Origin of the sequence: uncultured Reyranella sp., assembly GCF_945957355.1 — a bacterium.
GTDB lineage: Bacteria > Pseudomonadota > Alphaproteobacteria > Reyranellales > Reyranellaceae > Reyranella.
The window spans coordinates 1-13,562 of record NZ_CAMFKM010000042.1 but is presented as its reverse complement, the minus strand read 5'-3'; the positions used below and the strand labels follow the sequence as shown (position 1 = coordinate 13,562).

General features: G+C 64.3%; 11 protein-coding genes and 1 tRNA gene. All 12 read left to right on the top strand.

The genetic code is table 11. The annotated features are described in order from the left end of the window. The first annotated feature begins 103 nt into the window (after positions 1-103). Positions 104-179: transfer RNA gene (locus tag Q0Q48_RS28385), tRNA-Trp, on the top strand. A 20-nt stretch (positions 180-199) separates the two neighbouring features. Then, a complete protein-coding gene (gene secE / locus Q0Q48_RS28380) occupies positions 200-394 on the top strand; it encodes a preprotein translocase subunit SecE (RefSeq protein ID WP_295145798.1) in 195 nt (64 codons plus the stop codon). 1 nt (position 395) lies between these two features. After that, the gene (gene nusG, locus Q0Q48_RS28375; RefSeq protein ID WP_295145796.1) at positions 396-932 is read left to right on the top strand and encodes a transcription termination/antitermination protein NusG; all 537 of its coding nucleotides are present in this window, start codon (positions 396-398) and stop codon (positions 930-932) included. Between the two features lie 208 nt (positions 933-1,140). Continuing rightward, positions 1,141-1,569: a 50S ribosomal protein L11 gene (rplK, locus tag Q0Q48_RS28370; protein ID WP_295145794.1), complete on the top strand. Its 429-nt coding sequence runs from the start codon at positions 1,141-1,143 to the stop codon at positions 1,567-1,569. Positions 1,570-1,573: 4 nt separating this feature from the next. Beyond that, positions 1,574-2,266, top strand: a complete 693-nt coding sequence (rplA, locus tag Q0Q48_RS28365) for a 50S ribosomal protein L1 (RefSeq protein WP_295145792.1) — start codon at positions 1,574-1,576, stop codon at positions 2,264-2,266. 333 nt (positions 2,267-2,599) lie between these two features. Continuing rightward, positions 2,600-3,127, top strand: a complete 528-nt coding sequence (gene rplJ / locus Q0Q48_RS28360; RefSeq protein WP_295145799.1) for a 50S ribosomal protein L10 — start codon at positions 2,600-2,602, stop codon at positions 3,125-3,127. A 51-nt stretch (positions 3,128-3,178) separates the two neighbouring features. Next, positions 3,179-3,553: a 50S ribosomal protein L7/L12 gene (gene rplL / locus Q0Q48_RS28355; protein ID WP_295145791.1), complete on the top strand. Its 375-nt coding sequence runs from the start codon at positions 3,179-3,181 to the stop codon at positions 3,551-3,553. 192 nt (positions 3,554-3,745) lie between these two features. Next, on the top strand, positions 3,746-7,915 hold the full coding sequence (gene rpoB / locus Q0Q48_RS28350; RefSeq protein ID WP_295145789.1) for a DNA-directed RNA polymerase subunit beta: 4,170 nt from the start codon (positions 3,746-3,748) through the stop codon (positions 7,913-7,915). A 54-nt stretch (positions 7,916-7,969) separates the two neighbouring features. Then, complete coding sequence (rpoC, locus tag Q0Q48_RS28345) at positions 7,970-12,145, top strand: DNA-directed RNA polymerase subunit beta' (RefSeq protein WP_295145786.1); 4,176 nt, start codon at positions 7,970-7,972, stop codon at positions 12,143-12,145. Between the two features lie 430 nt (positions 12,146-12,575). Then, positions 12,576-12,947: a 30S ribosomal protein S12 gene (rpsL, locus tag Q0Q48_RS28340; protein WP_295145785.1), complete on the top strand. Its 372-nt coding sequence runs from the start codon at positions 12,576-12,578 to the stop codon at positions 12,945-12,947. A 16-nt stretch (positions 12,948-12,963) separates the two neighbouring features. Further along, positions 12,964-13,434, top strand: coding sequence for a 30S ribosomal protein S7 (gene rpsG, locus Q0Q48_RS28335; protein ID WP_068199663.1), 471 nt, complete (start codon positions 12,964-12,966; stop codon positions 13,432-13,434). Positions 13,435-13,470: 36 nt separating this feature from the next. Beyond that, positions 13,471-13,562, top strand: a 92-nt coding sequence (locus tag Q0Q48_RS28715; RefSeq protein ID WP_366915323.1) for a GTP-binding protein, incomplete at its 3' end; no start/stop codon positions are given.

Here is a 13,562-nt window from a genome sequence, read left to right as displayed (position 1 = left end):
TCCGTGAAGGCGGCCGCACCGTCGGCGCCGGCGTCGTCACCAAAGTCGTAAAGTAGTGCTATAGAGGATCACCGCCGTCACCAAGCGGCGGTGGTTTGACTGCAGGAGTGTAGCTCAGTTGGTAGAGCATCGGTCTCCAAAACCGAGGGTCGGGGGTTCGAGCCCCTCCGCTCCTGCCATTATTTGAAGAACGGCGATCATGGCGACAAAGAATCCGATCGAATTCGCCCGGGAAGTCAGGGCCGAAGTGGCCCGGGTCACCTGGCCGACGCGACGCGAGACGATGATCACCACCAGCATGGTGTTCATCTTCGTCGTCATCTCGTCGCTGTTCTTCCTCGTGGCCGACAAGGTCATTGGCTTCGTCGTGAAGCTTCTCCTCGGGGTTTCCTGACATGGCTCATCGCTGGTACGTCGTTCACGCCTATTCGGGCTTCGAGAACAAGGTCGCCCAGTCGATCCGCGAACAGGCCGGAAAGAAGGGCCTGGACGACGAAATCACCGAGGTTATCGTGCCGACCGAGGAGGTCGTCGAGGTCCGCCGCGGCAGCAAGGTGAACACCGAGCGCAAGTTCTTCCCGGGCTACGTGCTCGTGAAGATGGACCTCACGGACGACTCCTGGCACCTAGTCAAGAACACGGCCAAGGTCACGGGATTCCTGGGCGGCGGCGGCCGCGGCAAGCCGGTGCCGATCTCCGACGCCGAGGCCAACCGCATCCTGAAGCAGGTCCAGGAGGGCGTGGAGCGTCCCAAGCCCGCCGTCAGCTTCGAGATCGGCGAGCAGGTCAAGGTGGCCGACGGCCCGTTTGCCTCGTTCAACGGCACCGTGGAGGATGTGGACGAGGAGCGGGCTCGCCTGAAGGTCGCCGTTTCGATCTTCGGTCGTTCCACCCCCGTCGAGCTCGATTACGCTCAGGTGGAAAAGATCTGATTCCTCCCCATATCGGGGGACAAAATCAGGGTTGTGGCGGGCGGTCATATTTGGTAGACCCCGCGCCCTTGAGGGGCTGGCTGTTCGCCAGCCTTTTCTCATGAAGAGGGTCGAGGCCGAAAATCCTTCAGGATCAAGGACTTGACCTTAATTTGGTGCGGGAGGCCTGCCATGGCCGGACCGCGCCACCCACGAACTAGGGGTATGCATGGCTAAGAAGATCCAAGCCTACGTCAAGCTGCAAGTGCCGGCTGGCAAGGCCAATCCGTCTCCGCCGATCGGGCCTGCGCTCGGTCAGCAGGGCGTCAACATCATGGAATTCTGCAAGCAGTTCAACGCGAAGACGCAGAAGATGGAACCGGGCATGCCGATCCCGGTAGTCATCACCGTGTTCCAGGACCGCAGCTTCAGCTTCGTCACAAAGACGCCGCCGGTGACCTACTTCCTGAAGAAGGCGGCCGGCATCGAGTCGGGCGCCAAGACGGTCGGCACGCAGATCGTCGGCAAGGTGACGACGAAGCAGGTTCGCGAGATCGCCGAGCAGAAGATGCCGGATCTCAACTGCGACAGCGTCGAGTCGGCGATGGCCCAGGTGGTGGGTTCGGCCCGCTCGATGGGCCTCCAGGTGGTGGAGTAGGACCATGGCCCAGGGCAAGCGTTACAAGACGGCGTCCGCCACGGTCGACCGCGAGAAGATGTACCCGCTCGATGAGGCGGTGAAGATCGTCAAGGCCAACGCCAAGGCGAAGTTCGACGAGACCATCGAGGTCGCAATGAACCTCGGCATCGATCCGCGTCACGCCGATCAGGCGGTGCGCGGCATGATCGAGCTGCCGAACGGCACCGGCAAGTCGGTTCGCGTGGCGGTTTTCGCCCGTGGCGCGAAGGCCGACGAGGCGAAGGCGGCCGGTGCCGATCTGGTCGGCGCCGAGGACCTGGCCGAGAAGATCAATGCTGGCGAGATGGCGTTCGAGCGCTGCATCGCCACGCCGGACATGATGGGCATCGTCGGCCGTCTCGGTAAGGTGCTGGGCCCGCGCGGCCTGATGCCGAACCCGAAGCTCGGCACGGTGACGCAGGACGTCGCCGCCGCGGTGAAGGCCGCCAAGGCCGGCTCGATCGAGTTCCGCGCCGAGAAGGCTGGCATCATTCATGCTGGCGTCGGCAAGGCGTCGTTCAGCGAGGAGGCGATCGCCGCCAACGTCAAGGCGTTGGTCGCGGCCATCAACCGGGCCAAGCCGTCCGGTGCCAAGGGCACCTTCATCAAGAAGGTGTCGCTGAGTTCGACGATGGGTCCGGGCATTAAGCTCGACCCGGCGACCGCGATTACCTGAGTAGCGGCCGCCAGAGTTTCAGAGATTCCGCCGCAGGCTTCGGCCCGCGGCGGAGGGAACGAAGAGACCACAAGGTCTCGAGTTCCACCTGTCCGAGACCACCGGTACGTCGCCTCTCGGGGCGGGGTGTAAAGGGGAAACCCGCCAGTGCAGACGGGGGCAAGGGAATCGACGCTGCACCTCCACGGTGCGCGCACGTGCCCGAACTTCCGGGGCAGGCGAACCGGACCGCAACGTCTCCGTTCGCGCTAACCCGCTAACGGAGGCTGCGCAGTCTGTAACGCAGCCGGTCCGATCCGGATCCTCCGGAGCGGACCTTTGTTGGAGAAAGCCGTGAATCGTTCGGAAAAGGCCGAAGCGATCGTCGAGCTGAACCAGATCTTCAAGGACGCCAACCTGATGGTGATCACTCGCCAGTCAGGTCTGACCGTCCAGGAAGTGACGGACCTGCGTCGCAAGATCAGGGCAGCCGGCGCTAGCTACAAGGTCACAAAGAATCGGCTCACGCTCCGTGCCCTCGAGGGCACGGCCTTCACGGCGCTCGGCCCCATGTTCACGGGACCGACTGCCATCGCTTATTCCGCGGATCCGGTCGCAGCGGCGAAAGTCGTCGCGGCCTATGCCAAGGACAACGAAAAGCTGACCATCGTCGGCGGTTCCTTGGGTGGAGAAACTCTGGACGTCGCTGGCGTCCAGGCTCTCGCCACCCTGCCGTCCCTCGATGCTCTGCGCGGCAAGATCATCGGTCTTCTGCAGGCTCCCGCGACCAAGGTCGCTGGTGTGCTCGTGGCGCCCGCCGGTCAGCTCGCTCGTGTGTTCGGCGCGTACGGAGCCACGGAAGACGGCGCGAAGGCGGCGTAAGTCATCATCATCGACGTCACGAAATCGAAGTTCGGGTTATAGGAGACTAAAATGGCTAATCTCGAGAAGCTGGTCGAAGAACTGTCGGCCCTGTCGGTCCTTGAGGCCGCTCAGCTCAGCAAGCTGCTGGAAGAGAAGTGGGGCGTCAGCGCCGCCGCTCCGGTCGCCGTTGCCGCCGCTGGCGGTGGCGCTGCCGCCGCTCCGGCCGAGGTGAAGGACGAGTTCACCGTCGTTCTCGCCGCCGCCGGCGACAAGAAGATCAACGTCATCAAGGCTGTCCGCGAGATCACCGGTCTCGGCCTCAAGGAAGCCAAGGACCTGGTCGAAGCGGCGCCGAAGCCGATCAAGGAAGGCGTGCCGAAGGCCGACGCCGAGAAGCTCAAGGCGAAGCTCGAGGCCGAAGGCGCCAAGGTCGAGCTCAAGTAAGACGTTTAACCGGCCGGGCCGGCCTCCTTCGGGAAGCCGGCCCGTTCGGGCCTCTTCTCCGAACGGACTTTCCTTTGAGGTCCGTTCCGACAAGTGGCCCTCTGCGACGGATGGGGCGAACGGCTGGCGGGCCGGGAGCTCCGAGAAAGCAGCGGGTGTTTATCACCGCCCTTGAACCTTCGAGGACGCAGGATGGCCACGGCCTTCAATACGCGCAAACGGATTCGTCGTTTCTTCGGCCACATCGAATCGGTGGCGCCGATGCCGAACCTCATCGAGGTCCAGAAGAGCTCCTACGAGAGCTTCCTCCAGCGCGTCACGCCGGCGGCCAAGCGCACGCAGTCCGGACTCCAGGAAGTCTTCCGCGGCGTTTTCCCGATCAAGGACTTCGCCGAGCGTGCCAGCCTCGAGTTCGTGAAGTACGAGTTCGAGGAGCCCAAGTACGACGTCGAGGAGTGCCAGCAACGCGGCATCACCTTCGCCGCTCCGCTGAAGGTCACCTTGCAGCTCGTCGTGTGGGACATCGACGAGGAAGCCGGCTCGCGCTCGATCCGCGATATCAAGGAGCAGGACGTCTACATGGGCGACATGCCGCTCATGACCGACAACGGCACCTTCATCGTGAACGGCACCGAACGCGTGATCGTCTCCCAGATGCACCGTTCCCCGGGCGTCTTCTTCGACCATGACAAGGGCAAGACCCACAGCTCGGGCAAGTACCTGTTCGCCGCCCGCATCATCCCGTACCGCGGCTCGTGGCTCGACTTCGAGTTCGACGCCAAGGACCTGATCCATGTCCGCATCGACCGTCGCCGTAAGATCCCGGTGACGACGCTGCTGCTTGCGCTCGACAACGACGCCACGTGGAAGAAGCGCCTGGCCGCCACCGCCAAGGGCCAGACGCTCGACCCGTCCGAGGCCCAGGGCATGTCGCCGGAGGAGATCCTCTCGGCGTTCTACGGGCAGGTCGTCTACACGCGCGACAAGGATGGCTGGAACACGCCGTTCGAGGCCGATTCGATGCGCGGCGTGAAGCTGACGCACGACCTGGTGAACGGCAAGACCGGCAAGTCGGTCGCCGATGCCGGCACCAAGATGACGCCGCGCCTGCTCAACAAGCTCAAGGAGGCGGGCCTCAAGGAAATTCGCGTCTCGCCAGAGGAGCTGATCGGCCGCTACGCCGCGCTCGACGTCATCAACGAGAAGACGGGCGAGATCTACGTCGAGGCCGGCCAGGAAATCACCGAAGCCGTGCTCGAGCTGTTCAACGAGAACGACATCGATCTGCTGCCGACGCTCGCCATCGACCACGTCAACGTCGGCCCGTACATCCGCAACACGCTGGCTGCAGACAAGAACTCGAACCGCGAAGAAGCGCTGCTCGACATCTACCGCGTCATGCGTCCGGGCGAGCCGCCGACGCTCGAACAGGCCGAGACCCTGTTCCAGGGGCTGCTGTTCGACATCGACCGCTACGACCTGTCGCCGGTCGGCCGCGTGAAGATGAACATGCGCCTCGACTTCGAGGGCGTGCCCGACACCCAGCGCACGCTGCGCCGCGAGGACATCCTGGCGGTGGTGCGCGTCCTGCACGGTCTCAAGGACGGCCGCGGCGAGATCGACGACATCGACCATCTCGGCAATCGCCGCGTCCGCTCGGTCGGCGAGCTGATGGAGAACCAATACCGCGTCGGCCTGCTGCGCATGGAGCGGGCGATCCGCGAGCGCATGAGCTCGATCGACATCGACACCGTGATGCCGCACGACCTGATCAACGCCAAGCCGGCGGCGGCGGCGGTGCGCGAGTTCTTCGGCTCCTCTCAGCTCTCGCAGTTCATGGACCAGACCAACCCGCTGTCGGAAGTGACACATAAGCGTCGCCTCTCGGCGCTTGGACCGGGCGGTCTGACCCGCGAGCGCGCCGGCTTCGAAGTGCGCGACGTGCATCCGACGCATTACGGCCGCATCTGCCCGATCGAGACGCCGGAAGGCCCGAACATCGGCCTCATCAACTCGCTGGCGACCTATGCGCGCGTGAACCAGTACGGCTTCATCGAGAGCCCGTACCGCAAGGTCTCGGGCGGTCGCGTGACCGACGAGGTGGTTTATCTCTCCGCGATGGAGGAGGGGCGCTATACGGTCGCCCAGGCCAACGCCGAGATCGACGCCAAGGGCAAGTTCGTGTCCGAACTGGTGCAGTGCCGCAAGGGCGGCGAATACATCCTCGGCCGGCCCGATACGATCGACTTCGTCGACGTCTCGCCCAAGCAGATCGTGTCGGTCGCCGCGGCGCTCATCCCGTTCCTTGAGAACGACGACGCCAATCGCGCGCTGATGGGCTCGAACATGCAGCGCCAGGCGGTGCCGCTCATCCAGGCCGAAGCGCCGCTGGTCGGCACCGGCATGGAAGAGGTGGTCGCCCGCGACTCCGGCGTCGCCATCTCGGCCCGCCGCACCGGCATCGTCGACCAGGTCGACGCGATGCGTATCGTCGTGCGCGCCACGGAGGATGTCGGTCCGAATCGTCCGGCGGTCGACATCTACAACCTGCTGAAGTTCCAGCGCTCGAACCAGAGCACCTGCATCACCCAGAAGCCGCTCGTTCGGGTCGGCGACCACGTCAAGAAGGGTGACATCGTCGCTGACGGCCCGTCGACGCAGAACGGCGAGCTGGCGCTTGGCCGCAACGTGCTCGTCGCGTTCATGCCCTGGAACGGCTACAACTTCGAGGACTCGATCCTTCTCTCCGAGCGCATCGTGCGCGATGACGTCTTCACCTCGATCCACATCGAGGAGTTCGAGGTCATGGCTCGCGACACCAAGCTCGGCCAGGAGGAAATCAGCCGCGACATCCCGAACGTCGGCGAGGAAGCCCTCAAAAACCTCGACGAGGCGGGTATCGTCTACATCGGCGCCGAGGTGAAGGCGGGCGACATCCTGGTCGGCAAGGTAACGCCGAAGGGCGAGAGCCCGATGACGCCGGAAGAGAAGCTGCTGCGCGCCATCTTCGGCGAGAAGGCGGCCGACGTGCGCGACACCTCGCTCAAGGTCCCGCCGGGCGTCGAGGGCACTGTCGTCGAGGTCCGCGTGTTCAACCGCCGCGGCGTCGACAAGGACGAGCGCGCGCTGGCGATCGAGCGCGACGAGATCGAGCGTCTCGCCAAGGACCGTGACGACGAAAAGGCGATCCTCGAGCGCAGCTTCTACAGCCAGCTCCAGGAGATGCTCCTGAACCAGGTCGTGGCCGGCGGCCTCAAGGGGCTGAAGCCGGGCACCAAGATCGTCGACACCGTGCTGGGCGAATACACGCCGGGCCAGTGGCGCCAGATCGCCGTCAAGGCGGACAAGAAGCAGGCCGAGATCGAGGCGCTGAACAAGCAGTTCGACGAATCGATGAAGCGGCTGCAGGACCGCTTCGACAGCAAGGTCGACAAGCTGCAGCGCGGTGACGAGCTGCCGCCGGGCGTGATGAAGATGGTCAAGGTCTTCGTCGCGACCAAGCGCAAGCTGCAGCCGGGCGACAAGATGGCCGGCCGTCACGGCAACAAGGGCGTCATCTCGCGCATCATGCCGCTGGAGGACATGCCGTACCTCGAGGAGGGCGGCCCGGTCGACATCGTGCTGAATCCGCTCGGTGTGCCGTCGCGCATGAACGTCGGTCAGATCCTCGAGACCCATCTCGGCTGGGCCGCGTCGGGTCTTGGCAAGAAGATCGGCAAGATGCTCGAGGATGCCCGCGAGGTTTCGGCGGCGCAGATCAAGAAGCAGCTGCGCGAGGTCTACGGCGAGAAGGCGTTCAAGGCCGACATCGCCGATCTCAGCGACGAGCAGACGATCGAGCTCGCCCGCAACCTCAGCAAGGGCGTGCCCTTCGCGTCGCCGGTGTTCGACGGCGCGCACGAACCAGACATCGTCGAGATGCTGGAGATGGCCGGCCTCGACAGGTCGGGCCAGGTCACCCTGATCGACGGCCGCACCGGCGAGCCGTTCGATCGCAAGGTGACGGTCGGCTACATCTACATGCTGAAGCTGCACCATCTCGTGGACGACAAGATCCACGCGCGCTCGATCGGACCGTACAGCCTGGTCACCCAGCAGCCGCTGGGCGGCAAGGCACAGTTCGGCGGACAGCGCTTCGGCGAGATGGAGGTGTGGGCGCTGGAAGCCTACGGCGCCGCCTACACGCTGCAGGAGATCCTGACCGTCAAGTCGGACGACGTGGCCGGCCGCACCAAGGTCTACGAGGCCATCGTGCGCGGCGACGACACGTTCGAGGCGGGTATTCCCGAATCCTTCAACGTGCTGGTCAAGGAGCTGCGCTCCCTCGGCCTCAACGTCGAACTGAACCAGTCGATCACCTGAGGGTGATCGACCTCCCGATTTCGCGAATTACGTCCACAGAACAGTAGGACAAAGATGACCGACCTTATCAACGTACTGGGCCAGCCGCAGGGCACCCCCACCTTCGACGAGATCCGCATCTCGATCGCCAGCCCCGAGCGCATCCGCACGTGGAGCCACGGCGAGATCAAGAAGCCGGAAACTATCAATTACCGCACGTTCAAGCCGGAGCGTGACGGGCTGTTCTGCGCCCGCATCTTCGGGCCGATCAAGGACTACGAGTGCCTGTGCGGCAAGTACAAGCGCATGAAGTTCCGCGGCATCACCTGCGAGAAGTGCGGCGTCGAGGTGACCCTCACCAAGGTGCGCCGCGAGCGCATGGGCCACATCGAGCTGGCCTCGCCGGTTGCCCACATCTGGTTCCTGAAGTCGCTGCCGAGCCGTATCGGACTGCTGCTCGACATGACGCTGCGCGACCTCGAGCGCATCCTGTATTTCGAGAACTACGTCGTCAGCAATCCGGGCCTGACGCCGCTCAAGTACCGCGAACTGCTGAACGAGGAGCAGTACCTCAACGCGCTTGACGAGTATGGCGAAGGCTCCTTCGAGGCCGAGATCGGCGCCGAGGCGATCCGCGGCATGCTGCAGGCGATCGACCTCAACGAGGAGCGTCCGCGCCTGCGCGAGGAACTGCGCGAGACGACGTCGGAGGCCAAGCGCAAGAAGCTGGTGAAGCGGCTCAAGCTCTGCGAGAACTTCATCGAGTCCGGCGCACGTCCGGAATGGATGATCCTCGAGCTGGTGCCGGTGATTCCGCCCGAGCTGCGTCCGTTGGTGCCGCTCGACGGCGGCCGCTTCGCGACGTCGGACCTCAACGACCTGTACCGCCGCGTCATCAACCGCAACAACCGCCTGAAGCGGCTGATGGAGCTGCGCGCGCCCGACATCATCGTGCGCAACGAGAAGCGCATGCTGCAGGAGTCGGTCGACGCCCTGTTCGACAACGGCCGCCGCGGCCGCGTCATCACCGGCGCCAACAAGCGTCCGCTGAAGTCGCTCGCCGACATGCTGAAGGGCAAGCAGGGCCGCTTCCGCCAGAACCTGCTCGGCAAGCGCGTCGACTACTCGGGCCGTTCGGTCATCGTGGTCGGCCCGGAACTCAAGCTGCACCAGTGCGGCCTGCCCAAGAAGATGGCGCTCGAACTGTTCAAGCCGTTCATCTACTCGCGCCTGCAGAACTACGGCATGGCCAACACGATCAAGGCCGCCAAGCGCATGGTCGAGAAGGAGCGGCCGGAAGTCTGGGACATCCTCGAGGAGGTCATCCGCGAGCATCCCGTGCTGCTGAACCGCGCCCCGACGCTGCATCGCCTGGGCATCCAGGCGTTCGAGCCGGTGCTCATCGAAGGCAAGGCGATCCAGTTGCATCCGCTGGTCTGCACGGCCTTCAACGCCGACTTCGACGGTGACCAGATGGCGGTGCACGTGCCGCTGTCGCTGGAAGCCCAGCTCGAAGCGCGCGTGCTGATGATGTCCACCAACAACATCCTGTCGCCGGCGTCGGGCAAGCCGATCATCGTGCCGTCGCAGGACATCGTGCTCGGCATCTACTACATCACGCTGGAGCGTGAGGGCGAACGGGGCGAAGGCTCGCTGTTCTCCGAGATCGGCGAGCTGGAGCATGCCCTCCACAGCCGTGACCTCTCGATGCATGCGCGCATCAAGATGCGTCTGGAGGCCTACGACGACAAGGGTGTGTTCGCCAGCCGCGTCGTCGAGACCACGCCGGGCCGCGTCCTGCTGGCGCAGATCCTGCCCAAGCACGAGAACCTCCCATTCTCGCTGATCAACCGGCTGCTGACCAAGAAGGACCTGCAGAACGTCATCGACTCCGTCTACCGCCACTGCGGTCAGAAGGAGACGGTGATCTTCGCCGATCGCTTGATGGGTCTCGGCTTCTATCATGCCTGCCGCGCCGGCATTTCGTTCGGCAAGGACGACCTGGTCATTCCGGCGGCCAAGCAGAAGCTGGTCGCCCAGACCAACAAGGAAGTGAAGGAGTACGAGCAGCAGTACCAGGATGGCCTGATCACCTCGGGTGAGAAGTACAACAAGGTCGTCGATGCCTGGTCGCGCTGCTCGGACCGCGTGGCCGAGGAAATGATGAAGGGCATCTCGACGCCGCAGCCGGGCCGACCGGTGAACGCGGTGTGGATGATGGCGCATTCCGGCGCGCGCGGCTCCGCCACGCAGATGAAGCAGCTCGCCGGCATGCGCGGCCTCATGACCAAGCCCTCGGGCGAGATCATCGAGACGCCGATCCTGTCGAACTTCAAGGAAGGCCTCTCGGTGCTGGAGTACTTCAACTCCACCCACGGTGCCCGCAAGGGACTGGCCGACACGGCGCTCAAGACGGCGAACTCGGGTTATCTGACACGCCGTCTGGTCGACGTGGCGCAGGACTGCATCATCATCGAGGAGGATTGCGGCACCGAACGCGGCCTCACGATGCGGGCAGTTGTCGATGGCGGTGATGTCATCGAGCCGCTTTCCGAGCGGGTCCTCGGTCGCACGGCGCTGGACGACATCGTCGATCCGCTGACGGGCGAAGTGATCAGCAAGGCCGGCGAACTCATCGACGAGGTCAAGGTCGAGTTGATCGACAAGGCCGGCATCGAAGAGCTCCGCATCCGCTCGGTGCTGACCTGCGACACCAAGATCGGCGTCTGCGGCAAGTGCTACGGCCGTGATCTCGCGCGCGGTACGCCGGTCAACATCGGCGAGGCGGTGGGCGTCATTGCCGCCCAGTCGATCGGCGAGCCGGGAACCCAGCTCACGATGCGCACCTTCCACATCGGCGGCGCCGCGCAGCGTGGTGCGGAGCAGTCGAACATCGAAGCGAGCCATGACGGCACCGTCCAGGTGCGTAACCGCAACGTCGTCATCAACAGCTCGGGCGTGCCGGTCGTGATGGGCCGTAACACCGAGATCGTCCTGATCGACGGCGCCCAGCGCGAGCGTGCCAAGCATCGCGTGCCTTACGGCGCGCGCCTGCTGGTCGACAGCGATACGGTGGTCGCGAAGGGCCAGAAGCTCGCAGAGTGGGATCCGTATACCCTGCCGATCATCACCGAGAAGGCCGGTAAGGCGGTCTATGTCGATCTCGTCGAGGGCGTGTCGATGCGCGAGGTGATCGACGACTCGACGGGTATCTCGAACCGTGTGGTGGTCGACTGGAAGGGCCAGCCGCGCGGTGGCGACCTGCGTCCGCGCATCGCCATCCACGATGCCGACGGCAACCCGATCATGCTGGCCAACGGCCAGGAGGCTCGCTACCTGCTGTCGCTCGACTCGGTGCTGTCTGTCGAGAACGGCCAGGACGTCAATGCCGGCGACATCCTGGCGCGTATCCCGCGCGAGGGCGGCAAGAACCGCGACATCACGGGCGGTCTGCCGCGCGTGGCGGAGTTGTTCGAGGCGCGCAAGCCCAAGGACTTCGCAATCATCTGCGACATCTCGGGCCGCATCGAGTTCGGCAAGGACTACAAGAGCAAGCGCCGCGTCCTGATCGTGCCGGAAGGCGAGGGGGCGGAGCCGGTGGAGTACCTGATCCCGAAGGGCAAGCGCATTGCCGTCCAGGAAGGCGACTTCGTGGAGCGCGGCGACCTGCTGATCGACGGCAACCCGGTACCGCACGACATCCTGCGCGTGCTGGGCATCGAGAAGCTGGCCGAGTACCTGGTGAACGAGATCCAGGAGGTCTATCGACTGCAGGGCGTTAAGATCAACGACAAGCACATCGAGACGATCGCGCGTCAGATGCTGCAGAAGGTCGAGATCACCGACGCTGGCGACACGACCTTCCTGATCGGCGAACAGGTCGACAAGGCGGAGTTCGAGGTCGAGAACGCCAAGATCCTTGCGGAGAAGCTGAAGCCGGCCAAGGCCGACCCGGTGCTGCTGGGCATCACCAAGGCGTCCTTGCAGACCAAGTCGTTCATCTCGGCGGCCTCGTTCCAGGAGACCACCCGCGTGCTGACCGAGGCGGCCGTCAGCGGCCGTGTCGACAACCTGCAGGGCCTCAAGGAGAACGTCATCGTCGGCCGCCTGATCCCGGCGGGTACCGGCGGAGTCGTGAACCGTCTCAAGGCCATCGCAGCCCAGCGCGACCGCGCGATCCTTGCCGCCGGCGTGGACGGCGAGGACCAGCCGGTCCCGACGCTCGAGGAAGTCGAGACCGCAGCCGACTGACCACGGTCTCGAGCGACACGAACCTGAAGGCCGTCCTTGAAAAAGGACGGCCTTCGTCAATTGTGGCTCTTCGGCCACAATGGCACTAGATGTGGTTGTTAGATTCTTGCGCGCACTGGAGCATGCGAGTCAGGAACGAGTCGGTTTCGGTCGACTCAGAAATAACCAACGATATCAATGCGAAAAGCACCGTAGCGTGCTTGACGCCTAGGAACAGCGGCCATATAAGCGCGCCACCTCGTCGAGGGGCTGGTGGTTGGCGGAAGCCAAAACGCAGCCTGACGCCGAGGACCGCTACAAGTCAGGCCACCAGGCCACAAAGTTGTTTTTGCGCGGGGCTGTGCGTTAGCCGCTATGCCCGCGCATGTGCTTTGTGCCTACGCGTCGATGTTGGGCGGACCCGAGACGGCGTTAAGGAAACCGGAAATCAATGCCGACTATTAACCAGTTGATCCGCAAGCAGCGCCACGGGCTCAAGGCCCACAACAAGGTGCCGGCGCTCGAGGCTTGCCCGCAGAAGCGTGGCGTTTGCACCCGCGTGTACACGACGACGCCGAAGAAGCCGAACTCGGCGCTGCGCAAGGTCGCCAAGGTGCGCCTCACCAACGCCTATGAAGTGGTGAGCTACATCCCGGGCGAGGGTCACAATCTCCAGGAGCATTCGGTGGTCATGATCCGCGGTGGTCGCGTGAAGGACCTTCCGGGCGTTCGCTATCATATCATTCGCGGCACCCTCGATACGCAGGGTGTCAAGGACCGCAAGCAGCGCCGTTCGAAGTACGGCGCGAAGCGTCCGAAGTAGAGCGAGGGAGGAAAGCATGTCCCGCCGTCGCGCAGCCGAAAAGCGTGAAGTCCTGCCGGACGCCAAGTTCGGCGATATCGTCCTCAGCAAGTTCATGAACACGCTGATGGAACGTGGCAAGAAGTCGGTCGCCGAGCACATCGTCTACGGTGCGCTCGACGAGGTCGAGGCCAAGCTCAAGCAGGATCCGGTCCCCGCCTTCCACGAGGCGCTGGAGAACGTGAAGCCGGCCGTTGAGGTCCGCTCGCGCCGCGTCGGTGGCGCCACCTATCAGGTTCCGGTGGAGGTTCGTCCCGAGCGCCGTCAGGCGCTGGCGATCCGCTGGATCATTCAGGCCGCCCGTGACCGGTCGGGCCACAGCATGACCGAGAAGCTCTCCGCCGAGCTGCTCGACGCCTTCAATCGCCGCGGCAATGCGGTGAAGAAGCGCGAGGACACCCACAAGATGGCCGACGCCAACAAGGCGTTCGCTCACTACCGCTGGTAAGCGACCTCCAGGCCCCTTCCTAGAAAGCCCCTCTTCATGGCTCGCACTACTCCCATCGCCGACTACCGCAACATCGGTATCATGGCGCACATCGACGCCGGCAAGACGACGACGACCGAGCGCATCCT

Excerpts from the sequence above, each read along its gene's own strand:
- rplA (WP_295145792.1), top strand. The coding sequence starts at position 1,574 with ATGGCCCAGGGCAAGCGTTACAAGACGGCGTCCGCCACGGTCGACCGC.
- rpoB (WP_295145789.1), top strand. The coding sequence starts at position 3,746 with ATGGCCACGGCCTTCAATACGCGCAAACGGATTCGTCGTTTCTTCGGC.
- rplK (WP_295145794.1), top strand. The coding sequence starts at position 1,141 with ATGGCTAAGAAGATCCAAGCCTACGTCAAGCTGCAAGTGCCGGCTGGC.
- nusG (WP_295145796.1), top strand. The coding sequence starts at position 396 with ATGGCTCATCGCTGGTACGTCGTTCACGCCTATTCGGGCTTCGAGAAC.
- rpsL (WP_295145785.1), top strand. The coding sequence starts at position 12,576 with ATGCCGACTATTAACCAGTTGATCCGCAAGCAGCGCCACGGGCTCAAG.
- rpsG (WP_068199663.1), top strand. The coding sequence starts at position 12,964 with ATGTCCCGCCGTCGCGCAGCCGAAAAGCGTGAAGTCCTGCCGGACGCC.
- rplL (WP_295145791.1), top strand. The coding sequence starts at position 3,179 with ATGGCTAATCTCGAGAAGCTGGTCGAAGAACTGTCGGCCCTGTCGGTC.
- rpoC (WP_295145786.1), top strand. The coding sequence starts at position 7,970 with ATGACCGACCTTATCAACGTACTGGGCCAGCCGCAGGGCACCCCCACC.
- secE (WP_295145798.1), top strand. The coding sequence starts at position 200 with ATGGCGACAAAGAATCCGATCGAATTCGCCCGGGAAGTCAGGGCCGAA.